Raw genomic sequence first — 21,935 nt, 5'->3', positions numbered from 1 at the left:
TAGACAGCTAAGGCGTTATACTCGGCATAGCCTGCGTGCGGTGCAGGCCGCAAGGGGTCAGACCTGTTCGATGCGCAATGCGACGGGTTCTCCGGCCACAACATCAGTGGCGCGCAGGCCGTCCAGGGCATGGTCCAGCGTGGTCCGAGTGGTTTTGTGGGTCACTATCAATACAGGCGCCGTGCTCTCTGTATGTCCGTATTGGCGCATCCGATCGATGGACACTCCGGCGTCGCCCAGAATGGCCGCCACTTTGGCCAGCGCGCCGGGCTTGTCCAGCAAGCCGAGCCGCAGATAGTAGGGTGCAGGCAGCCCGGTTACGGCAGGGGCCGCCTCTTGCAGAGATGAGGCGGGGCGGCCAAATGTCGATATCTGCAGACCGCGCGCAAGATCGCAGACATCACCCATTACGGCGCTCGCGGTCGGACCTTCGCCCGCGCCCGGACCACGCAGCACAATCTGTTCAACCGCGTCGCCATCCAGCACAACCATGTTGGTGCCGCCTTCCAACTGACCCAGCGGCGAGTCACTGGGTACCAGACAGGGCTGCATCCGCTGTTCCAGACCCCGCGGAGTGCGTTGTGCAACGCCCAACAGTTTGATGCGATACCCCATGTCATGAGCCTGATGGATGTCATCTAGGCTGATCTGTTGAATGCCTTCAATCTCGATACCATCGAAGTTCGGCTTGGTGCCGAAGGCAATCGAAGACAGCAGCGCCAGTTTATGCGCCGCGTCGATGCCTCCAACGTCCAGATTGGGATCAGCCTCAAGATAACCAAGCTGTGCGCATTCCTCGAACAGAGCATTATAGCCCAATTCTTGCGATTGCATCCGGGTCAGAATGTAGTTGCAGGTCCCATTCATCACGCCCATGACGCGGGTGATTTCGTTACCTGCCAACCCTTCGGTCAAAGATTTGATAACCGGGATACCACCTGCTACAGCAGCCTCGAACCGAATGACGCGACCCGCGGCTTCGGCCTTTTCTGCCAGTTCTTGACCATGGATTGCCAGCAGCGCCTTGTTGGCTGTGACAACATCCTTGCCGCTTGCCAAAGCGGCTTCTACGGAAGCTTTCGCTGGTCCGTTTTCGCCGCCCATCAGCTCAACGAACACATCCACGTCACCGCGTTTGGCGAGAGATACCGGATCGGTCTCCCAGGCGTAATCAGACAGGTTCACGCCACGATCCTTGTTCGCATCACGGGCCGAGACAGCAGTGATTTCAATCGGCCGTCCGGTGCGTGCTTGCAGAAGATCCGCGTGACGGCGTACGATTTTGACCACGCCCACGCCTACGGTTCCCAATCCGGCAATTCCCAGCCTCAGCGCCTGTGTCATTCCCTTGGGTCCTTTCTGCTCGAAATACCGCCCGCGATGGCGAAACGTCCTTTGCGGGCTGCCTTAGCGGGTTCAGGGCAGGGGTGCAATCCGTCTAAGCTGTCTGAGGGAATGGCGTGATCGAATTCTTATTCAATCTCGGCATTTCGCAGCGCTTCTGCCTTTTTCGCCAACGCTTCGCTGCGTGTGGTCAGATCTTCCTCAACCTCTTCGGCTTCGCTGATCGGGTTTGCGGGGGCACCAAGTGCCGGATCCAGTGCGATGAGTTTGGGATAGGGCGCTTTGCGCAGGGCGGCGGTCTCGCTGCCTTCCAACTCAGGGATATTCGCGCAACCTGCTGCAGCAAGCATAAGGAATATCGGTGGCAAAAGCTTCATCGCTGACCTTTGATTTCGAGCGTTTCCCACGTGATGCACGTTTTGCTGGATTGGTTCAAGCGGGGTTCTATCTGAACGGTCGTTCAGATAGAGTGGCGATATGGCGCGTACACAAGGTTCTCATTCCGACATTACCGGCCCTCGCATTCGCGAAGCGGCACTCAGGCTATTTGCCCGTCACGGCTATGCCGCCGTGTCGATGCGGCAGATTGCGGGCGAGGTGGGCGTTCAGGCAGGGGCGCTCTATAATTACACACCAGACAAGCAAAGCCTGCTGTTCCGCCTAATGCGAGAGCATATGCAGGATCTGATGATGGCCTACGACGACCTTGACCGATTTGACGACCCGCAAGATGCCTTGCGCCAATTTGTTGGGTTTCACATTCGTTTTCACCTACAGCGCCCAGATGAGGTGTTCATCGCCTATATGGAACTGCGCAACTTGAACCCCGAAAACTTTACCGAAATCGAGGCCCTGCGCCGTCGCTATGAAGATTCGCTTGAGCGTATTCTGTGCGAAGGTCAGCAATCCGGCCAGTTCTCGGTGACCGATACCAAGATCGCCACCCTGGCGGTGATTGCCATGCTCAACGGCGTGATCACCTGGTATCGCAGTGGCGGGCGCTTGTCGCTTGACGAGGTTGAACAAGTTTATTGGGACATGGTGCGCAAGGCGGTCACCGCCTGACCGGCCCTTAGTGGGCCGGACGGATAAAGGTTCCATTTCGCAACTCGCGAAAGGCCTGTTGCAACTCCTCTTGCGTGTTCATGACGATTGGGCCGTGCCACGCGACTGGTTCGTCAATCGGAGCGCCTGATATCAAAAGAAATCGCACACCCTCGGGCCCGGCCTGAACGGTGATCTCATCCCCGGTTCCGAACCGAACCAGTGTCCTGTCACCCGACATGTCACGGATGTTGACCTCTTGTCCGGCAACTTCTTTTTCCAGAAGAACACCGGTTGGTTTGGACGCATCCACAAAGGCAGCGTTGCCTTCGAAGATATACGCGAAGGCCCGGCGATACGTATCGATACGAAAAGTCTTTTTCACGCCAGCCGGTATACTGATATCCAGATATTGCGGATCAGCAGCGATCCCGTCGACCGGGCCGGTTCTCCCCCAAAATGATCCAACGATCACGCGCACCTTGGTGCCGTCATCATCGGTGACCTCTGGAATATCGGTGCTTTGAACGTCCTGATAACGCGGAGCCGTCATCTTCTGATCCGACGGCAAATTGCCCCACAGCTGAAACCCATGCATCTGACCATTTGTAGCACCTTTGGGCATTTCCTGATGCAAGATGCCCGACCCGGCTGTCATCCACTGAACGTCGCCAGCCCCCAGCGTGCCACTGTTTCCCAACGAGTCGCTGTGATCGACCGAGCCGGACAAGACATAGGTGATCGTCTCGATGCCCCGATGCGGATGCCATGGAAAACCAGCTATATAGTCCTGAGGATTGTCATTTCGGAAATCATCAAACAGCAGGAACGGGTCCAGCTCCGATGGGTCCTGAAACCCGAAGGCCCGATGCAGCTTGACGCCGGCACCTTCCATCGTGGGAACCGCTTTGCGGAATTCCAGAGTTGGTCTGAGTGACATTGCAGCCTCCTGATCCTTTGACCGCAAAATATGCTGTGGGCTGAAGCAATCAATTTGCGCAGGAACACCGATGCTGTGCAAAGATGCTCAGACGGGTGACGCGGCACTGTCCTTTGCGTATCAAAGCGGCTAGAGCAGGCATGCAATCAGGAGAATGACATGCAAGAAGAAGTGCTGGCCACGGTCGCAGCCTCAGCGGCACGACGCTGGACCGGGGTAGGGATGCTGGCCACTGTCGGAACGCTGGTGATTTACGTGGCTCTTGCATCACCACCTCAGTTCGGCTGGCAAGTATTCTTGCTTGTCATCGGAGCTGCCGCATTCTGGCTGGCACATCGCATGTGGTATGCAACCCAAGATAGGATTGAACTCACCCCATCCCAATTGCGAACGGGCTCGGGGCAAGTAATCTGCAATGTCGAGGATGTGGAAGCCGTCGATCGCGGCGTGTTCGCCTTTAAGCCTTCAAACGGATTTTTGCTGAAAACGCAGGCACCGAGTTCAAATCGCTGGGCGCCAGGGCTGTGGTGGCGCGTGGGCCGCAGGGTTGGCATCGGCGGAATGACAGCCGCCGCCGAGACTAAGTTCATGTCAGAAATGCTGTCAGCGATGCTGGCTGAGAGGGGTTAGCTCATCCTACAGGGTGCAAGGCGTATTGACGATCTGGTCAAATACGCGCGGGTGGGTAAACACAAAGTTGTCCATCTCAAAGTCAGCGAACTTGAATGCGATCTGGAACGGGGCTTTGTAGGTATTGTTGGTTTCCACGATGATCATTGAGCCATTATCAGGCATGACCGGAATTCGATGTTTCAGTTTAACAACCTCGGTATTGTCCATCTGAATGTACTTTGTGCCTCGGGTACAGGACCAAACCACATTGTGGGTTTTGGCGTCAGCATCGTATTCGATATACGAAGTGCGCATTGAAACCGGAGAACGAGTGTAGACCATCGCCTCTAACAGATCATACAGTGTATCAATATATGCTGCGTTTATATCGCCGTCTTCCCGCGAAATAATGTCGGCGACTGCATAGGCACCTTTGACATTACGCGCGCTTTGGCGATAGCTGTCATAGTAGGTGTATGATGCGAACATAGACCAGAACAGCAACGGCAGTATCAGCATTGCTTCTACCGAGAGCGAGCCATCTTCCCGCCGTAAGAACCGGCTTAAGAACTTTCGGCTGTAGGACAGATCTACGTAATTGTTATTGCGAGGCATCGGCAACATCCACTGATGTTTCGGACGAACCGCCATCTGGAGAGCCAGATGACCCTCCAAACGGTTCATGAACAAATACTGTTATTGCGTGCAATTCCCACTGGCCGTCATTGTCCTGCTTTGCAATATCAGCCAGCATCGAAATTCCCCATACAGGTGTAACCTCAAGGCAAGCCCGAATAATCATCAATTCATTTGATGTTCCCTGTTCGAACACAACGTCTTTCGCTTTTCGGATCGCCTCCGGGGTGTCGACACAATACGGGGTTGGATCCAGCTGATTGCCGACGCGTGGGTCGATGGATTTCATCTCAAGCGCAAGATGTTTCGAGCAATTGGTTATTAACGCCTCATCGCAGATCATTTTTTTAAGCAGGGCGTGATCCCATTCGTCCTCACCTTCGGGAAGACGATTAAGCCGAACCTCTCGAATGGTCATATCAAGTGATCGCTCAAGATCGGCGTGATGGAAGGACTGCAGCCCCAAATCCATCCCGGAGTAGGCGACATAGAGAAAGAATGGAAACCAGAAGATAAACTCGATCGACGAGTTCCCGTCTTCATTTTTTCGGAATCTGCGCAGCCGAATCCGCAGTGTACTGGTCATTGGGTCAGCCTCAGATTTTGGATGGAGGTGCTGATCGAGTCAAAGACCCGTTCGATTTGTGTGCCGGTCGCTTCATAGTACCGCGCGGGTTTGATCGCGCAGTCTTTCAGCATTTGTTTGACACCATAAGGGGCCTCGAAAGCGATCGAGAAGATGATGACTTTTTCTTCTTCAGCTTCTTTACAAAGGTCAACTACATTGGGGTTCTTTGTCGAAGGACCGATTTCTGTTGTCGAGGCTGCCGAAAATGCATTGCCGCGGTCCCATCCGTAGGCGTGACGCAGCATATTCCGGATTGCGTTTTTTTCGGTATGCGCCCAGACATCTGGCCAATCAAGCTCAACCGGATGGGAATCCGTCGAAAGCCCTTCGGAATCTTCGCGTGTTTGAGATCTGTCCATCTCATAACATGTTCCATTATAATAGTCTGTACAGCGGTAGCGAAGATAGGTCCCATTACCATGGGCATGATCTTGGTATTTATCCCGCGTCCAGCGTCTGTACGAACTATCCCGTACTGTTGTTGCCACATTAGGCCAAGCCCAACGGTCGTATTCATCATCATAGATCGAATATGTCTGGGCATCTTCGTTCCAATAGATGTCTGAGGGACCGTCGTTATACGGCGCATTCACCTTGTGCTGATAGGTGTTTTCACCATCGGTCATCAGCACCAGAACCTTGAGCGTATCTGTAGTGTTGTTCGGAGCAGGCCGGATATCGAACCGATCTGGAATTTCAGAACTGTCAGCGATTTGGGCGATCAACGGTTGGACGCTGTCATCAAGCAAGGTCAGGCCCCACTTCAGACCGACGTCAATCGAAGTCCAACCGCTTGCCACCAGGTTTTGGATCCGTTGCTTCAGAATATCTGGATCATTTTGGATAACGGTCATTTCACGCTTGTCAGTACTCTTTTCCAAGCGGCAGGTTGTACTGCCCACCAGACTGTCACTAAACCTGTAGTCGCTTGAGCCATAGTCCACGAAGTGCAGCGTCTGGGGAACGTAGTCTCCTTTTCTGACAATGTTTCCACCATCATCGACGATATCATAGTAGTTGAAATCGGTTGTTGTAAAATCCGAAGCTTGGAAGTCGATACAGTTGGCAACCTCGTTCGCCCCGATTGTGTTCATAGCATTCATCAAGTAATCGGGTACCGAAACCTGCTCCGAGTAGGGCACGATCGAGATCGACAACCTGCCGTCTTCTGACTTGAGGATCATTTCATCAACGAAATCTTCTGCGGCACTCTTGAGGTTGGTCAGTTTTGTTCCGCGCATCGAACCGGAGACGTCCAGCACAAGCGAAATCTCTACGTTACCAATTGATTCCTCGGCGACGCTAATCGCTTGGGTATCAATATGGTTGACACCACTCCACTTCATAAAGTGGGTTTCAATGCTCATGTCGGCACTGGCTTCGACTTTCCGCTTACCCTCAAGCTCGGCAATTTGATCAACAGAGCCATCGGCATTTGTCCGGCAAGTCTCGGGTTCGACCGTAATTTTCTTGATAATCGCCGGATCGAAGCCTTCTTTGCGGATATAGTCATTCACGACTTCACGTGGGCAAAGCTCTTGATCCAGGTCTGCAGCGGCCAGGACCGCGCGGTCCAAAGCGTATTGCAGCCTTACCCTTTCGCGGTCATAACGCATGACATCCACGGCAAAACCGGCGACGGTGAAAACCATCATGACGAGAAAGAGCGCGAGGATTGTCATCGTGCCATCTGTCGCAGCAACAAAGCGCCGCAAGTGCCGAGAGCATCTGTTCTCGTGGCAGATACGGTTGAATTGGGCCATCAAATCAATCTTGCGCATAATGGGTTCCTCTGTCGATCAGACATACTGATGCCAGCTCTTCGCAACTTTAATAAGTTAATCACGGAACATGGCGAGATTTGGGCGCAGGGGGGGCTATACCGCTCGTTTTTAACGAGTTTTGGCTTTATTCCGGGTTTTTCAGGGGGCTTTGTTTCTGCACGCGGAACAATTCCACGGAAATCGTTAACGGCCGACTCACTTGTGTATCGTTGGCGTGAAGTTCTCAAACTGATCAAAATACGTGCAGTTACTGATTGCGGTATTTCACAAGCAGTGCGACAAAAAGTCATGACGTATCCCGTCTACCGGCACGGAGGATTTTATGACCGGCATTAAAGAACCCAGCTTTCGTGAAAGTGTTGATCTCATGTTCAACAGAGCGGCGTCTCTGATGGACTTGCCGCCCGGGCTTGAGGAAAAGATACGGGTTTGTAATGCAACCTACACCGTTCGGTTCGGGGTACGCTTGAGGGGAGATATCCACACCTTCACGGGATATCGTTCGGTTCACTCAGAACATATGGAGCCCGTAAAGGGCGGCATTCGTTATGCCTTGGCAGTGAACCAGGATGAGGTCGAAGCCCTCGCTGCCCTGATGACCTACAAGTGTGCATTGGTCGAAGCGCCCTTCGGTGGCTCGAAAGGGGGGCTCTGCATTGATCCCCGCCAATATGAAGAGCATGAGATGGAGCAGATCACCCGGCGTTTTGCTTATGAGTTGGCGAAACGTGATCTGATCAACCCGTCTCAGAACGTCCCAGCGCCCGATATGGGGACAGGCGAGCGTGAAATGGCGTGGATGGCTGACCAATATGCGCGGATGAATACGACCGACATCAACGCGCGCGCCTGTGTGACCGGTAAACCTTTGAATGCCGGCGGCATCGCGGGCAGAGTCGAAGCAACCGGGCGGGGCATCCAGTATGCATTGCGCGAATTCTTCCGAAACCCGGAAGACATTGCCAAGGCAGGCATGTCAGGTACGCTGGACGGCAAGCGCGTTATTGTGCAGGGGCTTGGCAACGTGGGCTATCACGCCGCCAAATTCCTGAGCGAAGAAGACGGCTCTCGTGTCATTGGGATCATCGAGTGGGATGGTGCGCTGTACAATCCCGACGGCATTGACGTCGAAGCCGTGCGGCAATGGATCGTTAAGCATGGCGGGGTCAAAGACTATCCCGATGCGACGCATTCGGCTGAAGGTGGCGCAGTGCTTGAAGAAGAATGTGACATCCTGATCCCTGCTGCATTGGAAGGCGTGATCAATCTGTCCAATGCCGAACGGATCAAGGCGCCGCTGATTATCGAGGCCGCGAACGGCCCGGTGACTGCTGGTGCGGATGAGGTTTTGCGCAAAAAAGGTACCGTCATCATTCCGGACATGTATGCCAATGCGGGCGGTGTGACCGTTTCGTATTTTGAGTGGGTCAAGAACCTGAGCCACATTCGTTTTGGCCGGATGCAGCGCCGCCAGGAAGAAGCGCGGCACGAGTTGATTGTCAGCGAACTGGAGCGGTTAGATCGATATCTAGGGGACGCCTGGACGATGTCACCCGACTTCAAAACCAAATATCTGAAGGGCGCGGGTGAGTTGGAGCTGGTACGTTCGGGTCTCGATGACACGATGCGCATTGCTTATCAGGCCATGAGTGAAGTCTGGCATAATCGTGCTGACGTCGATGACCTGAGGACAGCGGCCTATATCGTTGCCATCGACCGCGTTTCCAAAAGCTATCGCGCCAAAGGGCTTTAAGCCCCCTACAAACCAATTACAAAGATGCGACCGGCCTTTGGGTCGGTCGTTTTGTGTTTCGAGGATGTCGCCCGCTTAGGTGGATTAGTCGCCAACTGACAAGTTTCAGTCGAAAATAGAGGTGGCGCCGGACACCGACATTGTTACTTCTTGGCGAAATTGGTTTGATACCAACATACTCGTAGGGAGTTCTGTATGCGTTTCTCCGGCCTTCGTGTCCTGAAAGAGGGCTTGACCGGCAACAAAGGCTGGTCACCTCACTGGCGTGAACCCGAGCCGAAATCCGAATATGACATCGTCATCATCGGCGGTGGAGGACATGGGTTGAGCACGGCCTATTATCTCGCCAAAGAACACGGCCTTACCAATGTGGCAGTCCTGGAGAAGGGATATATCGGCGGAGGGAACGTCGGGCGCAACACAACGATTGTGCGCGCAAATTACTTTCTGCAGGGCAATTCCGAGTTCTATTCACACTCGCTGAGGCTTTGGGAAAGTCTTGAGCAGGACCTGAACTACAACGTCATGCATTCTCAGCGGGGGATCATTAACCTGTTTCATTCGGACGGGCAGCGCGATGCGGCTGCGCGGCGTGGAAACATGATGATCAGCCAGGGGGATGATGCCGTTCTGCTGAGCAGGGATCAACTGCGCGAGATGTTGCCCTATCTGAATTACGATGATTTGCGCTTTCCTCTCTATGGCGGGCTTTATCATCCGCGCGGCGGCACGGCGCGGCATGATGCGGTTGCGTGGGGGTATGCACGTGGTGCAGATCAACGCGGTGTAGACCTGATCCAGAACTGCGAAGTGACCGGGATAGATATCGAAAACGGGGCGGTGCGCGGGGTTCAGACCACGCGCGGGTCGATCCGGGCAAAGAAGGTGGCGATGGTTGCGGCGGGCCGGTCAGGGCAAGTGGCAGCGATGGCCGGAATGCGCTTGCCAATCGAAAGTCATGTTCTGCAGGCCTTTGTGACCGAGGGGCTGAAGCCATGCATTGATCATGTCGTGACCTTTGGCATGGGGCATTTCTATATCAGCCAGTCGGACAAAGGCGGGCTGGTCTTCGGTGGTGATCTGGATTTCTACGCTTCCTACGCAGCGCGGGGTAACCTGCCGACCGTGGAGAGCGTGATGGAGGCCGGGATGGCCCTGATGCCAATGATCGGTAAGGCGCGGGTCCTGCGGTCCTGGGGTGGTATTATGGATATGTCACCCGATGGCTCGCCGATCATCGACAGGACGGATATCGAGGGTCTCTATCTGAATTGTGGCTGGAACTACGGTGGGTTCAAGGCGGTTCCGGGCTCGGGCAATGTGTTTGCGCATCTGATCGCAACGGATCGGTATCATGAGAATGCGACTGGATTCCAACTTGATCGCTTCCGCACTGGTCGTGGGATCATCGATGAAGAGGGCAAGGGCTCTCAACACAATCTGCATTGAGATCGGCGATGTCGGATTCGATTATTTCTGAAAAGATGAAGTTGGGGGTGCGGGTATGAGGATTACCTGTCCATGTTGTGGTGAACGGGATCGCCGCGAGTTCTATTATCGCGGGGCAGCCGTTGATCTGGAACGCCCCGCCCCGGACGCGGGCGAAGCTGCGTGGGATGATTTTGTCTATCTGCGCGACAATCCGGCCGGAGTGACCCGCGAGCTTTGGTATCATGAGGGCGGCTGCGGTGCCTGGATCGTGGTCACGCGCAACACGGTTACGCATGAGATAATCGGCACGCAATTGGCCTCAGAGGTGAACGCATGAGGATCGCAGGCAAGGGGCTGGTTGATCGTACAAAAACGGTGCCATTTGTATTTGACGGTGCCAGCTATGAAGGGTTTCAGGGCGACACTCTGGCGTCGGCCTTGTTGGCCAATGGCGTGCGACTGATGGGGCGGTCGTTCAAGTATCACCGCCCGCGCGGCGTTCTGACGGCGGGAAGTGAAGAGCCTAACGCCTTGGTGACAGTGGGGCAGGGAGGTGCGCAGGAACCGAACGTGCGGGCCACGATGCAGGAAATTTATTCCGGGCTTGAGGCGCGCAGCCAAAACCGTTGGCCCAGCCTCGGGTTTGATGTGATGGCCGTGAATGATCTGGCCGCTCCGTTTCTGGGTGCAGGGTTCTACTATAAGACATTCATGTGGCCTAAGAGCTTTTGGGAAAAGCTTTATGAGCCTGTAATCCGTCGCGCGGCGGGCCTGGGCGCGTTGTCGGGTGAAGATAACACCGACAAATATGAAAGCGCCTATGCCTTCTGCGATGTGTTGGTCATTGGTGCGGGGCCTGCCGGACTGATGGCGGCTTTGACAGCCGCGCGTGCCGGGGCGGATGTCATTCTGGCCGATGAGAATGCGCGCATGGGCGGCCGGTTGCTGGCTGAGACTTATGAGATTGACGGTAAACCGGGTCACGTCTGGGCGGATGAGGTTCTGGCGGAACTCGGCAGCATGGACAACGTGCGCCTGATGACCCGCACGACCGTGGCCGGGGCCTATGACCAAGGCACTTATGCGGCGTTGGAACGGGTGCTGCATCATACGGATCGGCGACCAAATGGGGCGCCGCTGGAGACATATTGGCGGATCGTGGCCAAACGCTCGGTTCTGGCAGCGGGGGCGCTAGAGCGCCCAGTGGCGTTCCGCGACAATGACCGACCGGGGATCATGACGGCTGGCGCCGTGCGGGCCTATCTGAATCGCTGGGGTGTCAGCCCGGGGCAGAACGTGACGATCTTTGGCAACACCAATGACATCCACCGCACTGCGCGGGATTTGCTGGAGGCAGGCGTCCACGTGGCCGCCGTGATCGACAGCCGACACGATGCCCCATTGTCAGATGACTATGAGGTGCTGCGTGGTGCGCAGGTCTGCGGAAGCTCGGGGCGCAAGGGGCTGGAGGCGATTACGGTGCGTCGCGCCAGCGGTGAGGAGCGTATTCATACCGACTGTTTGGCGATGACTGGCGGATGGAATCCTTCGGTGCATCTAACGTGTCACATGAACGGTCGCCCAACTTGGAAGCGAGAGATCGAAGCTTTTGTGCCCTCACCGGGGGCGGTGCCGGGCATGGTGACGGCAGGGGCGTGTAACGGCTCATTCTCGACTGCGGCCTGCCTGCGCGAAGGGGTTGAGGCGGGAGAAGCCGTTGCTGCTGACCTTGGTTTGAAGGTTGCCAAAACCGCGCTGCCGCAAGCAGAAGATACGCCATACGAATTAACTCAGCTGTGGTCTGTTCCCGGCAAAGGGCGCGCGTGGTTGGATTTCCAGAACGATGTCACGGTGAAAGACGTCAAGCAGGCCGCGACCGAGAACTTCCGTTCAGTCGAGCATATGAAGCGTTACACCACTCAGGGCATGGCGACGGATCAAGGCAAAAACTCGAACGTGGCAGCGCTGGCCATTCTGGCCGATGCGACGGGTCGCGGTATACCCGAAACGGGAACCACCACATTCCGGCCGCCATATTCTCCGATTGCCATGGCCGCATTGGGTGCCGGGGCCGAAGGCAAGGGGTTCAAACCCCAGCGATTTGCCACATCGCATAAAGCGACAGTGGCGCGGAAGGCTCCGATGATCGAAGCGGGTCTGTGGTATCGGCCCAGCTATTTCCCCAAAGAGGGCGAGACGACATGGCGGCAGTCGTGCGACCGTGAGGTCAATATGGTCCGCCAGTCTGTTGGCGTCTGCGATGTCTCGACCCTTGGAAAGATCGACATTCAGGGACCTGATGCGGGGGCCTTACTGGATTTCGTCTATACCAACATGTTCTCGACCCTCAAAGTCGGCCGTGCACGTTATGGCCTGATGTTGCGCGAGGATGGGTTCGTCATGGATGACGGTACGACCGCGCGGCTGGGTGAGACGCACTATGTGATGACTACGACGACCGCTGGTGCAGGCGACGTCATGAAACATCTGGAATTCGTACATCAAGGCCTGCGCCCGGATTGGGATGTCTCGTTCACGTCGGTTACCGAGCAGTGGGCGCAGTTTGCCGTGGCGGGTCCAAAATCGCGCGAGCTGTTGAACGGTCTGCTCGATACACCTCTGGATGATGAAAGCTGGCCCTTTATGGCCTGTGGCCCGATCTCAGTGCTGGGGGTTCAGGGGCGTTTATTCCGCATCTCGTTCTCGGGTGAACATGCCTATGAGATCGCCGCGCCTGCCCGCTATGGCGCAAGCCTGTTCGACATTCTGACCGAGCGTGCCGAAGCGCTGGGCGGAGGTCTTTATGGGATGGAAGCGTTGAACGTTCTACGGATCGAAAAGGGCTTTATTACGCATTCCGAGATTCATGGGCGCACAACAGCCTATGATATCGGCATGGGCCGGATGGTGTCTCAGAAGAAAGACTGCATCGGCAAGACCATGTCCGAACGTCCCGGGCTGGAAGAGCCGGGTCGTGAGCGATTGGTCGGGTTGAAACCAATCGGTGAAAGCAGGGAACTGCTGGCCGGTGCGCATCTTTACAACGAAGAGGCCGAGCCCGTTCGGACAAATGATCAGGGCTATCTGACCTCGGTCTGTTATTCACCAACGATGGAAACCATGCTGGGGCTGGGATTCCTGGCTGATGGGCCAGAAAGGTACGGAGAAATCGTAAAGATGGTCGATCAACTGCGTGGTGTGACAACCCTGTGTGAAGTCGTAAACCCGGTCTTCTTTGACCCTGAAGGAGGGCGCGTTCGTGGATAAACTGATCGCTAAATCGCCTTGCGACGGGCTGTTGCCTCTGACCGTTGGTTCTGTGACTCTCAGCGAAGAGGACGCAGGGGCGATCCATTCGATATCGCCTTTGAAAAACAAGCAAAAGACTGTGTCTGAGGCTTTGAAAGCAGCGCATGGGATGGCTTATCCGTCGGCCAACCGGGCGACCGGAAAGGCGGGGTCTCGGGCAATATGGTTTGGACCGGCGCATGCGATGCTGATGGGGCCGGGGCCTGATGCTGGGTTGTTGGAGCATGCGGCCATCGTGGATCAATCGGATGCGTGGACGGTTGTCCGATTAGAGGGCGCTGATGTTGAGGACGTGCTGGCTCGTGTCGTGCCCATTGATTTGCGCGGGGCGCAGTTCAAGCGTGGCCATACCGCCCGGACGCTGTTGTTCCACATGACCGCTTCGATCACGCGTGTCGGTGAAAATGCGTTTCAGATCATGATCTTCCGATCCATGGCTGAGACATTAGTTCACGATTTGAAAAGGGCGATGGAAGGCATCGCCGCCCGCGGCTAAACTTCTTGGAACGAAACGAATCCTCGGAGACCTTCATGTTGCGTATCGCCATTGTCACGGCCTTGCTTGCCACCCCAGCGTTTGCTCAGGAAACCAAAGAGCAGAGCTGCAAGTATCAGGCCGATGTTGTTGCCGCGATTCAGCAGGCGCGCCTTGATCGGGTGAAAGAGCGCGATGTAGCGCAGGCAGTGGCAGATAGCGGCCCGACTTGGCCGGAAAACTACAACGCGGCGGTTCCGCTGATCACACCTTGGGTCTATGAACAAAAGATGCGCGATGTGCGTAAGAAAGACCTCGGCGCCGCATGGTTGGAGCTGTGTTTGCAGCAATAATCCACAGCTTGAGAATTTCTTTGTGGACAACCGCGTGCCATCCCCTTGGCGCGCGTTTTCATTTCTGGCAGGTTTGACCCATGTCTTTGCCCCCCGGATTTCTGGATGAATTGCGCACGCGCCTCAGCCTGTCTCAGGTTGTTGGGCGTAAGGTCATGTGGGATCAGCGTAAATCCAATCAAGGCAAAGGAGACATGTGGGCACCGTGCCCGTTTCACCATGAAAAAACCGCATCGTTCCACGTCGATGACCAAAAGGGATTCTATTACTGCTTTGGCTGCCACGCTAAAGGCGACGCAATCAGCTTTGTGAAAGAGACCGAGAATGTCTCGTTCATCGAAGCGGTTGAGATTTTGGCGCGCGAGGCCGGGATGCCAATGCCCGCGCGGGACCCGAAAGCGCAGGAAAAACAGGATCGCCGCTCGCAACTGGCAGATGTGATGGAGCAGGCGGTGCAATTCTTCCGCCTGCAACTCAAGACCGGCGCAGGGGGGGCGGCACGCGACTATCTGGGTCGCCGTGGACTGGACGCGCAGGCGTTGGATCGGTGGGAGATCGGGTTCGCGCCGGACGGTTGGCAGGCGCTGTGGGATCATCTGACCGGCAAGAACGTGGCCGAAGATCTGATCCTCGGGGCCGGGCTGGCCAAGCCATCGAACAAGGGTAAGAAACCTTATGACACATTCCGCAACCGGATCATGTATCCGATTCGAGACCCGCGCGGGCGCTGTATTGCGTTCGGCGGTCGGGCGATGGATCCCAATGACAACGCCAAATACCTGAACTCGCCCGAGACCGAGTTGTTCGACAAAGGGCGAAGCCTCTATAACCACGGGCCGGCGCGCCAGGCAGCGGGGAAGGGGCAACCGTTGATCGTGGCCGAAGGGTATATGGACGTGATCGCGCTGGCTGAGGCTGGCTTTGGCGCTGCGGTCGCGCCCTTGGGAACCGCGATCACCGAGCATCAGTTGCAATTGCTGTGGCGCATTTCTGATGAGCCAATCATTGCGCTGGACGGCGATACTGCAGGATTGCGCGCGGCGATGAGGGCGGTCGATTTGGCCTTGCCGTTGCTAGAGGCCGGGAAATCTCTGCGCTTTGCGCTAATGCCTGAAGGCAAAGATCCCGACGATCTGCTGCGCGCTGACGGGCCGGGGGCAGTTCAAGCTGTGCTTGAAGGTGCGATCCCGATGGTCAAACTGCTGTGGCAGCGTGAGACAGAGGGTAAGGTTTTTGACAGCCCCGAACGAAAGGCGGCGTTGGATAAATCTCTGCGTGAGAAGATCAAGCTGATCCGCGATCCCTCAATCCGGTCGCATTACGGACAGGAAATTAAGGACCTACGGTGGCAATTGTTTCGTCCGCAGCGACAATCGCCGAATCGCCCATGGCAGCTGCGCGGCAAGTGGCAGCCGCCGGCTCAGCCTGCCACGCCTGGCGCGCGGGCGTCTTTTCTGGCCTCGGCCGAGAATGCTGACATTCAGTTGCGCGAAGCGGCCATTCTGGCAATTGCCATTCTAAATCCGCAGGTTGTGGTGCAATTCGAACACCAGCTTGAGGAAATGGATTGTCTCGATCCCGATCACGCCGCGTTGCGTCACGCAATCCTGCGCCATGCAATCGACGATCCTGAGAATCTGCAAGACCACATCATGCAAACTTTGGGCCCAGAACCCCTTGAAAACCTTCTGGCCCTTCGCCATGTCGCTGTGATCCCCTGTGTGTACAAACCGGGCGACGTTGAAAAGGCCGAGATGACGCTGGCCGAGGAACTCGCAAAGATCAAAGCGCTCCGGGGGTTGGATGCTGAGATTGCCGAAGCGGCGGAGGAATTGTCTGATCTGGCCGATGAGGCGCTGACATATCGGCTGGCGCAGGCCGCCGAAGAGCGCAACCGCACAAGCCGCAGCCAGAACGAAGACAGGGCCGTTTTCGACATCGCCGACAATGGTGCGCGAATCAACCGCGACGAGAAAGACGCGTTTGAGGCCATCATGTCGGGTATCAATTTCGAGCGGAAACGCCGTTAGTGGTGTTTTCGTAAGGCACTGGAAAAGAAAAACGGGTAAACGGGTGGCCGAATCACTTCTACGCGCTAATGATTCGGTTCTAACGAATCACCCATCCCTGCAGGAGCATTGAATGGCCGCCAAGGATACGAACGAAGACCGCAAATCCGACGAGCAGGAACAGGAAATCTCGCTGGACATGAGCCAGGCCCAGGTCAAGAAGATGATCGCCGAGGCTCGCGAGAAAGGTTACATCACCTACGACCAGCTCAATCAGGTTCTGCCGCCTGATCAGGTCAGCTCGGAACAGATCGAAGACGTAATGTCGATGCTGTCCGAGATGGGCATCAACATCATCGAAGATGAAGAGGCCGAAGAGGAAGAGAACAAAGGCTCGACTGAACTGGTCACGACCGAAGGCCCGCGCGAGGTTGCGCTGGCTGGGGCTGCTACCGAAAAGCTGGACCGCACGGATGACCCAGTGCGCATGTATCTGCGCGAGATGGGATCGGTTGAACTGCTGAGCCGTGAGGGCGAGATCGCCATCGCCAAGCGGATAGAGGCCGGGCGCAACACGATGATCGCGGGGCTGTGTGAAAGCCCGCTGACCTTTCAGGCGATCACCATCTGGCACGACGAGCTCCTGTCCGAAGACATTTTGCTGCGCGATGTTATCGATCTGGAAACCACCTTCGGCAATCAGATGGGTGAAGATGGCGAAGTCGAAGAACCGGTGGTTGATACGTCAGCGGTTCAGGCAGCTAAACCAGCCAAGGATGAAGGGCCAGAGCTTGACGCTGATGGCAACCCGATTGCCAGCGATGATGACGACGACGATGACGATCAGGCCAATATGTCTCTGGCCGCGATGGAAGCGGCGCTGAAGGATCAGGTGCTGACCACGCTGGAACGCATCTCGACCGACTTCGCTCAGCTAAGCGAGATGCAGGATAGCCGGATTTCGGCCACGTTGAACGAAGACGGCACCTTTAGTGCGCAAGATGAAGAAACCTATCAAAAGCTGCGGGCCGAGATTGTGGAACTGGTGAACGGCCTTCACCTGCACAACAACCGGATCGAAGCACTGATTGACCAGCTCTATGGCATCAACCGCCGCGTCATGTCTTTGGACAGTGCGATGGTGAAGCTGGCTGACCAGGCTCGGATCAACCGCCGTGAGTTCATTGACGCCTATCGTGGGCGCGAGCTTGATCCGAACTGGCTGGCAGAGATGGCCGAGAAGCCGGGCCGGGGCTGGCAGATGTTCATCGAACGCTCGACCGAAAAGGTTGAGGAGCTGCGCAACGACATGGCTCAGGTCGGTCAGTATGTAGGCCTCGATATCCCTGAATTCCGCCGCATCGTGCAGCAGGTTCAGAAGGGTGAGAAAGAGGCGCGGCAGGCCAAGAAAGAAATGGTCGAGGCCAACCTGCGTCTGGTGATCTCGATCGCCAAAAAGTACACGAACCGCGGTCTGCAATTCCTTGATCTTATTCAGGAAGGTAACATTGGCCTGATGAAGGCGGTGGACAAATTTGAATACCGCCGCGGCTATAAGTTCTCGACCTATGCGACCTGGTGGATTCGTCAGGCGATCACGCGGTCCATCGCGGATCAGGCGCGGACGATCCGTATTCCGGTGCACATGATCGAGACGATCAACAAACTGGTTCGGACCGGTCGTCAGATGCTGCACGAAATCGGCCGTGAGCCGACGCCGGAAGAACTGGCCGAAAAGCTGCAGATGCCGCTTGAGAAGGTTCGCAAGGTGATGAAAATCGCTAAAGAGCCGATCAGCCTCGAAACGCCAATTGGTGACGAGGAAGACAGCCAGTTGGGCGATTTCATCGAGGACAAGAATGCCGTGCTGCCGCTGGACAGTGCCATTCAGGAGAACCTCAAGGAAACGACTACACGGGTTCTCGCCTCACTCACGCCGCGTGAGGAACGGGTTTTGCGGATGCGCTTTGGCATCGGCATGAACACCGACCACACTCTGGAAGAAGTGGGCCAGCAGTTCAGCGTGACACGCGAACGTATTCGTCAGATCGAAGCAAAAGCGCTGAGGAAACTCAAACATCCCAGCCGGTCGCGAAAACTGCGGTCTTTCCTGGATCAGTAAATCAAAGGCGCCTCATCCGAGGCGCTTTTTTTCTGAGCGTCGATCACATTGTCTGAACTTCGATTCAAATTGGCGAGAACTCACAAGAGTAGAACCGAGGCTTTGCCTATATCGCTGGTGTCCACTCATGGACAGGCCGGGGCGAGGTGATGGAGCTGTTGACCCCCGGCCACCCTCATTCGCGAGAGAGCGGGTGCGATACGCGCTTGCGAAATGAACTGGGGGCCTGACCGGTCCATCGTTTGAAGGCGGTTGAGAACGCAGGCTGATCGGAATAGCCCAGCGCGTAAGAAACCTCGGATAAGTGCATGCCGTTCTTGATAAATGTTTGCGCCAGATCGCAGCGCAGTTCCTCGACGATTTCTCGATACGAGGTGCCTTCATCGGACAAGCGGCGCGCCAAAGTCCGAGGACTTAGACCAAGCTGTGCCGCTGCATCATCTGCGTGAATAATGGCTCCGGGCATGGAACGCGTGATCAACCCTTCGATTTGTGCCCGTGTCTTTTGTTTGGGAAGTTGCCTCTCAGCCAGCAAACGTTCGCCATATTCCACAAGATGTGCGCGCAGGCTGGGATCATAAGTTGGGATCGGGACATCGAGCGAAGGAAGCGACAGGATGATCTCCAGACGCTCAGCACCGAAGGTCACCGGAAACCCTCCGATCTTTTGATAGGTTGCGGCGTGCTGTCCAACGCTGTGCTGAAACCGCATTTCGATTGGGTTTAGATCCAGCTGCGTCAGTGCGCGCATTCGCGCGATGGCGCCGAATAACAGGAACTCGGTCCGCCGATGATAGCGGGAAAAGCTTGGATCTTTCCAATCCGCCTCAAGCGAGGCGGCGTTACCCGACACACGCAGATTGAAAACAAGAGCCGGGTCTATGATACCGTGGAAACGCGTGGTGTTTTCCATGACCTGTCTAAGATCGCGCGAGTATTTGCTGATATAGGCAGTGATGCTGGAGGATGAGCTGAACTCTAGCCCCGCGCGGGCACCAAAGGTGATATCACCAAGCGCATCACAGGCATTGCGAACAAAGAGTGCCTCTTTGTGGGCGCTATACTGTTCGGCTGGGGGATCGATATCGGCGCGGGTCAAGGCGCTGTCATTTAGTGCCTGGTTCACCACCTGCACGTCAGCGTATTTCTCAAGCGTTCGTGCCAACAGTTGAATACGCGAAATATCGACATCCATAACTTAGTCCAAAACTCATTCCTGTAATCCTGTTACCTTAGCGGCAATTCGTTTCAATGCGCCAGTCTTGAAGGCCGCGCGCGAGGCCTGTCTGATTATCACAAGGATTTGGCTGAAATGGCCATGTTAGTCGTGTGGTCGGATACCTAAATAGCCGGTGTTGTCGGGTTAGCGCCTTTTGGGGATAAGGTCAGAGCCTGGGCGAACGGTCCACCAAACCGTTTCAACGGGTTCCCCGGCACACTCTATCCTTATGGTTGGTCTGTCATGTCGCATTGTCGCGAGGTATCTCGCATGACAGCATCCGTGTAACAGCTTGCTAAAATTCGAATTCTTGTGCCCCTAAACCTGCCCATAGATACTGATTTAATCGTCTTTGATGGTGAATGTGTGCTGTGCTCGGGGTTCTTTCACTTCATTCTGAAACATGATCGGGACGAGAGGTTTTGTTTTGCGACCGCCCAATCCCCGCTGGGGCAACAATTATATTCCCGCCTGAGCCTGCCAACGGATGAGTTCGAAACCAATCTGGTGATCGTTGATGGCGAGGTTCACCAAAAGCTCGACGCGTTTGCCGCAGCAATGAGGGCTTTGCCCGGGCCATGGCGCGTGCTCTCGATATGTCGTTTCTTGCCTAAGTTTGTGAAGAACCCGATCTACTGCATGATTGCCCGAAATCGATATGCTCTGTTCGGACGGCAGGATAAATGTCTGGTTCCGGATACTCGTCTCAGAACTAGGTTCGCGCCTGATGGCTTCTGACGCTGATCCATTCCTTCAGGCGCTTGGCGAGTACAATGGCCTACCCGCATCGATCCAGCAGTTGCACAGCCGCGAAGGGCGATATTCCGGTCGATGCAGCGTCACACGAGATCGAGGGTGGCTGGTTGCCTTGATGTTGCGCATCGGGCGATTTCCACCCGAAGGAAGGGATTTGCCGGTCAACCTTCGCATCAAAAAGAGCGGCTCGAACTGGCAGTGGGATCGTGATTTTGCAGGGCATCGAACCCGTTCACGGATCAGTTATGACTCGCGCCTAGAATGCGTGCGAGAGCAGATTGGTGGACTGACAATTTGGTTGCAGCCAGTTCAAACCGATATGGGATTGGGCGTCGAGATCCGACGCCTCAGCCTGTTTGGCCTACCATGCCCGGGGTTTCTGCTTCCTCGCTCTGCATCGACAGAAAGCGAGGATGCGCAATCGCGATTTCGGTTCGACATCTCGGCGCACGCGCCCGGATTGGGACAGCTGATCCGATACGAAGGCTGGTTGACATATGATCACGAACAAAGAGGGTCGAACTGACATGATCGTTAAGTTCGCTTTGCTGACGATATCGGCGCGCTAGTCTATATTTCAGGTAGAAACAGAAAGATGATTGCGATGAAACAGACAGTACTATTTACATTTGCAGCGATGCTCATGGCAAGTTCCCCGGTCGTGGTTGAAGCGGCGCCGAACGGTTATCGAACTGAACTCATGAGTGGTGACAACTTTGAAGTCATTCCGAGGACACGTCAGGATATCGACGGGTACTGGTGTGCGGCGGCTGATTTTGCGCGACGTAAGCTGGGCGCTGGATGGCAGCAACAAATCTATGTCCTGCGAGGCTATGGGCCCAGCGTGACGACAGGGCGCAGAACAGCCGTCCAGTTCACTTTGACGCAGCCCGCCAATGTTCAACAGCAGAGCAGTTTTTCTTCTGGGTTCAAGCCAGGCGACAGCATGTCGGTTCAAGGCGCGAATGGGCGCTGCGGCGTCCGCCCCTTTATCAACTGATCCTGATGCAAACGGAATTCACGATCCAGACACAGGGTGCGGGGCTTTATGAGTTCACCGCCCCTGTGCGCAGTTGGCTAAGCCCGGTTTCAGACGGTTTATTAACCCTCTTTGTCAGACACACCTCTTGTTCTTTGCTCATTCAAGAGAATGCAGATCCTGAGGTCCAGACTGATCTGCATGCCTTCTTTGAGCGGCTTGTCCCGCCGTCGGATCATCCCTCAATGTCTTACCTGCGCCATACTTATGAAGGGCCGGACGACATGCCCGCCCATATCAAGGCCGCCGTTATGCCTGTGTCCTTATCGATACCGGTTTCGGGCGGGGTTCCCAAGCTGGGCACATGGCAGGGAATATACCTGTTTGAACATCGCAGCGCGCCGCACGCGCGAAAGGTCGCTGCGCATTTTATGTGACGCTTTATATTGCGGTGAAAAATTCCGACTACCCAAACCCTAGCGGCTGCCCTATAGTTGTGGATAAGTAAGCCGCAGCGCTTACAAAAAGAGGCCAGCTAGGG

Annotated in this window: 22 protein-coding genes; 15 read left to right on the top strand and 7 right to left on the bottom strand. The window is 55.7% G+C overall.

Annotation, left to right across the window (positions count from 1 at the left end; genetic code table 11):
* Nucleotides 1-57 precede the first annotated feature (57 nt).
* Nucleotides 58-1,344: a homoserine dehydrogenase gene (locus ACR0B3_RS10115; RefSeq protein ID WP_480808946.1), complete on the bottom strand. Its 1,287-nt coding sequence runs from the start codon at nucleotides 1,342-1,344 to the stop codon at nucleotides 58-60.
* 128 nt (nucleotides 1,345-1,472) lie between these two features.
* Entirely contained in the window at nucleotides 1,473-1,721 is a 249-nt protein-coding gene (locus tag ACR0B3_RS10110) for a hypothetical protein (protein ID WP_480808945.1), read from the bottom strand.
* Nucleotides 1,722-1,821: 100 nt separating this feature from the next.
* On the opposite strand from ACR0B3_RS10110, the gene ACR0B3_RS10105 reads away from it, so the two are divergent.
* Nucleotides 1,822-2,409: a TetR/AcrR family transcriptional regulator gene (locus ACR0B3_RS10105; RefSeq protein ID WP_480808944.1), complete on the top strand. Its 588-nt coding sequence runs from the start codon at nucleotides 1,822-1,824 to the stop codon at nucleotides 2,407-2,409.
* 7 nt (nucleotides 2,410-2,416) lie between these two features.
* On the opposite strand, the gene ACR0B3_RS10100 is transcribed toward ACR0B3_RS10105, so the two are convergent.
* Nucleotides 2,417-3,328, bottom strand: a complete 912-nt coding sequence (locus tag ACR0B3_RS10100) for a pirin family protein (protein ID WP_480808943.1) — start codon at nucleotides 3,326-3,328, stop codon at nucleotides 2,417-2,419.
* 159 nt (nucleotides 3,329-3,487) lie between these two features.
* Between ACR0B3_RS10100 and ACR0B3_RS10095 the strand changes: the two genes are divergently transcribed.
* Nucleotides 3,488-3,958 carry a hypothetical protein gene (locus ACR0B3_RS10095; RefSeq protein ID WP_480808942.1) on the top strand — a complete coding sequence of 157 codons (471 nt, stop codon included), beginning with the start codon at nucleotides 3,488-3,490 and terminating at the stop codon, nucleotides 3,956-3,958.
* Between the two features lie 6 nt (nucleotides 3,959-3,964).
* On the opposite strand, the gene ACR0B3_RS10090 is transcribed toward ACR0B3_RS10095, so the two are convergent.
* Genes ACR0B3_RS10090 through ACR0B3_RS10080 form a run of 3 tightly spaced genes read right to left on the bottom strand, consistent with a single transcriptional unit; the run spans nucleotide 3,965 to nucleotide 6,571 of the window.
* Nucleotides 3,965-4,555, bottom strand: coding sequence for a TadE/TadG family type IV pilus assembly protein (locus ACR0B3_RS10090; protein ID WP_480808941.1), 591 nt, complete (start codon nucleotides 4,553-4,555; stop codon nucleotides 3,965-3,967).
* On the bottom strand, nucleotides 4,542-5,162 hold the full coding sequence (locus tag ACR0B3_RS10085; protein ID WP_480808940.1) for a TadE/TadG family type IV pilus assembly protein: 621 nt from the start codon (nucleotides 5,160-5,162) through the stop codon (nucleotides 4,542-4,544). The genes ACR0B3_RS10090 and ACR0B3_RS10085 overlap by 14 nt, the downstream gene beginning before the upstream one ends.
* Nucleotides 5,159-6,571 carry a hypothetical protein gene (locus tag ACR0B3_RS10080; RefSeq protein ID WP_480809128.1) on the bottom strand — a complete coding sequence of 471 codons (1,413 nt, stop codon included), beginning with the start codon at nucleotides 6,569-6,571 and terminating at the stop codon, nucleotides 5,159-5,161. Before ACR0B3_RS10080 ends, ACR0B3_RS10085 begins: the two co-directional genes overlap by 4 nt.
* A gap of 444 nt (nucleotides 6,572-7,015) precedes the next feature.
* Between ACR0B3_RS10080 and ACR0B3_RS10075 the strand changes: the two genes are divergently transcribed.
* From ACR0B3_RS10075 to rpoD, 9 genes are all read left to right on the top strand, one after another.
* Nucleotides 7,016-7,324: a hypothetical protein gene (locus ACR0B3_RS10075; RefSeq protein WP_480808939.1), complete on the top strand. Its 309-nt coding sequence runs from the start codon at nucleotides 7,016-7,018 to the stop codon at nucleotides 7,322-7,324.
* Nucleotides 7,311-8,741: a Glu/Leu/Phe/Val family dehydrogenase gene (locus tag ACR0B3_RS10070; RefSeq protein ID WP_170723969.1), complete on the top strand. Its 1,431-nt coding sequence runs from the start codon at nucleotides 7,311-7,313 to the stop codon at nucleotides 8,739-8,741. Before ACR0B3_RS10075 ends, ACR0B3_RS10070 begins: the two co-directional genes overlap by 14 nt.
* A 195-nt stretch (nucleotides 8,742-8,936) precedes the next feature.
* Entirely contained in the window at nucleotides 8,937-10,190 is a 1,254-nt protein-coding gene (locus ACR0B3_RS10065) for a sarcosine oxidase subunit beta family protein (protein ID WP_480808938.1), read from the top strand.
* Between the two features lie 55 nt (nucleotides 10,191-10,245).
* Nucleotides 10,246-10,509, top strand: a complete 264-nt coding sequence (locus ACR0B3_RS10060) for a sarcosine oxidase subunit delta (protein WP_480808937.1) — start codon at nucleotides 10,246-10,248, stop codon at nucleotides 10,507-10,509.
* Entirely contained in the window at nucleotides 10,506-13,439 is a 2,934-nt protein-coding gene (locus tag ACR0B3_RS10055; RefSeq protein WP_480808936.1) for a sarcosine oxidase subunit alpha family protein, read from the top strand. Before ACR0B3_RS10060 ends, ACR0B3_RS10055 begins: the two co-directional genes overlap by 4 nt.
* Nucleotides 13,432-13,977: a sarcosine oxidase subunit gamma gene (locus tag ACR0B3_RS10050; RefSeq protein WP_480808935.1), complete on the top strand. Its 546-nt coding sequence runs from the start codon at nucleotides 13,432-13,434 to the stop codon at nucleotides 13,975-13,977. Before ACR0B3_RS10055 ends, ACR0B3_RS10050 begins: the two co-directional genes overlap by 8 nt.
* A gap of 35 nt (nucleotides 13,978-14,012) precedes the next feature.
* Nucleotides 14,013-14,309, top strand: a complete 297-nt coding sequence (locus tag ACR0B3_RS10045; protein WP_170597918.1) for a hypothetical protein — start codon at nucleotides 14,013-14,015, stop codon at nucleotides 14,307-14,309.
* 80 nt (nucleotides 14,310-14,389) lie between these two features.
* On the top strand, nucleotides 14,390-16,339 hold the full coding sequence (gene dnaG / locus ACR0B3_RS10040) for a DNA primase (protein ID WP_480808934.1): 1,950 nt from the start codon (nucleotides 14,390-14,392) through the stop codon (nucleotides 16,337-16,339).
* 112 nt (nucleotides 16,340-16,451) lie between these two features.
* Complete coding sequence (gene rpoD, locus ACR0B3_RS10035) at nucleotides 16,452-18,440, top strand: RNA polymerase sigma factor RpoD (protein WP_170686263.1); 1,989 nt, start codon at nucleotides 16,452-16,454, stop codon at nucleotides 18,438-18,440.
* Between the two features lie 175 nt (nucleotides 18,441-18,615).
* On the opposite strand, the gene ACR0B3_RS10030 is transcribed toward rpoD, so the two are convergent.
* Nucleotides 18,616-19,635 (bottom strand): helix-turn-helix domain-containing protein, encoded by a 1,020-nt coding sequence (locus tag ACR0B3_RS10030; RefSeq protein ID WP_480808933.1) that lies wholly within the window; start codon nucleotides 19,633-19,635, stop codon nucleotides 18,616-18,618.
* A 336-nt stretch (nucleotides 19,636-19,971) separates the two neighbouring features.
* On the opposite strand from ACR0B3_RS10030, the gene ACR0B3_RS10025 reads away from it, so the two are divergent.
* From ACR0B3_RS10025 to ACR0B3_RS10010, 4 genes are all read left to right on the top strand, one after another.
* The gene (locus tag ACR0B3_RS10025; RefSeq protein WP_480808932.1) at nucleotides 19,972-20,397 is read left to right on the top strand and encodes a thiol-disulfide oxidoreductase DCC family protein; all 426 of its coding nucleotides are present in this window, start codon (nucleotides 19,972-19,974) and stop codon (nucleotides 20,395-20,397) included.
* Nucleotides 20,387-20,941 carry a DUF4166 domain-containing protein gene (locus ACR0B3_RS10020; protein ID WP_480808931.1) on the top strand — a complete coding sequence of 185 codons (555 nt, stop codon included), beginning with the start codon at nucleotides 20,387-20,389 and terminating at the stop codon, nucleotides 20,939-20,941. The genes ACR0B3_RS10025 and ACR0B3_RS10020 overlap by 11 nt, the downstream gene beginning before the upstream one ends.
* A gap of 78 nt (nucleotides 20,942-21,019) precedes the next feature.
* Nucleotides 21,020-21,415: a hypothetical protein gene (locus ACR0B3_RS10015; protein ID WP_480808930.1), complete on the top strand. Its 396-nt coding sequence runs from the start codon at nucleotides 21,020-21,022 to the stop codon at nucleotides 21,413-21,415.
* A gap of 5 nt (nucleotides 21,416-21,420) precedes the next feature.
* A complete protein-coding gene (locus ACR0B3_RS10010; RefSeq protein ID WP_480808929.1) occupies nucleotides 21,421-21,831 on the top strand; it encodes a secondary thiamine-phosphate synthase enzyme YjbQ in 411 nt (136 codons plus the stop codon).
* Nucleotides 21,832-21,935 lie beyond the last annotated feature (104 nt).

The organism is Ruegeria sp. CE9 (assembly GCF_056537425.1).
This window is presented reverse-complemented; position numbering and strand designations above follow the sequence as displayed.

Coding starts and splice junctions, on each gene's coding strand:
- ACR0B3_RS10115 (WP_480808946.1), bottom strand. CDS start 1,344: ATGACACAGGCGCTGAGGCTGGGAATTGCCGGATTGGGAACCGTAGGC.
- ACR0B3_RS10110 (WP_480808945.1), bottom strand. CDS start 1,721: ATGAAGCTTTTGCCACCGATATTCCTTATGCTTGCTGCAGCAGGTTGC.
- ACR0B3_RS10105 (WP_480808944.1), top strand. CDS start 1,822: ATGGCGCGTACACAAGGTTCTCATTCCGACATTACCGGCCCTCGCATT.
- ACR0B3_RS10100 (WP_480808943.1), bottom strand. CDS start 3,328: ATGTCACTCAGACCAACTCTGGAATTCCGCAAAGCGGTTCCCACGATG.
- ACR0B3_RS10095 (WP_480808942.1), top strand. CDS start 3,488: ATGCAAGAAGAAGTGCTGGCCACGGTCGCAGCCTCAGCGGCACGACGC.
- ACR0B3_RS10090 (WP_480808941.1), bottom strand. CDS start 4,555: ATGCCTCGCAATAACAATTACGTAGATCTGTCCTACAGCCGAAAGTTC.
- ACR0B3_RS10085 (WP_480808940.1), bottom strand. CDS start 5,162: ATGACCAGTACACTGCGGATTCGGCTGCGCAGATTCCGAAAAAATGAA.
- ACR0B3_RS10080 (WP_480809128.1), bottom strand. CDS start 6,571: ATGAGCATTGAAACCCACTTTATGAAGTGGAGTGGTGTCAACCATATT.
- ACR0B3_RS10075 (WP_480808939.1), top strand. CDS start 7,016: ATGCCAGCTCTTCGCAACTTTAATAAGTTAATCACGGAACATGGCGAG.
- ACR0B3_RS10070 (WP_170723969.1), top strand. CDS start 7,311: ATGACCGGCATTAAAGAACCCAGCTTTCGTGAAAGTGTTGATCTCATG.
- ACR0B3_RS10065 (WP_480808938.1), top strand. CDS start 8,937: ATGCGTTTCTCCGGCCTTCGTGTCCTGAAAGAGGGCTTGACCGGCAAC.
- ACR0B3_RS10060 (WP_480808937.1), top strand. CDS start 10,246: ATGAGGATTACCTGTCCATGTTGTGGTGAACGGGATCGCCGCGAGTTC.
- ACR0B3_RS10055 (WP_480808936.1), top strand. CDS start 10,506: ATGAGGATCGCAGGCAAGGGGCTGGTTGATCGTACAAAAACGGTGCCA.
- ACR0B3_RS10045 (WP_170597918.1), top strand. CDS start 14,013: ATGTTGCGTATCGCCATTGTCACGGCCTTGCTTGCCACCCCAGCGTTT.
- dnaG (WP_480808934.1), top strand. CDS start 14,390: ATGTCTTTGCCCCCCGGATTTCTGGATGAATTGCGCACGCGCCTCAGC.
- rpoD (WP_170686263.1), top strand. CDS start 16,452: ATGGCCGCCAAGGATACGAACGAAGACCGCAAATCCGACGAGCAGGAA.
- ACR0B3_RS10030 (WP_480808933.1), bottom strand. CDS start 19,635: ATGGATGTCGATATTTCGCGTATTCAACTGTTGGCACGAACGCTTGAG.
- ACR0B3_RS10020 (WP_480808931.1), top strand. CDS start 20,387: ATGGCTTCTGACGCTGATCCATTCCTTCAGGCGCTTGGCGAGTACAAT.
- ACR0B3_RS10015 (WP_480808930.1), top strand. CDS start 21,020: ATGAAACAGACAGTACTATTTACATTTGCAGCGATGCTCATGGCAAGT.
- ACR0B3_RS10010 (WP_480808929.1), top strand. CDS start 21,421: ATGCAAACGGAATTCACGATCCAGACACAGGGTGCGGGGCTTTATGAG.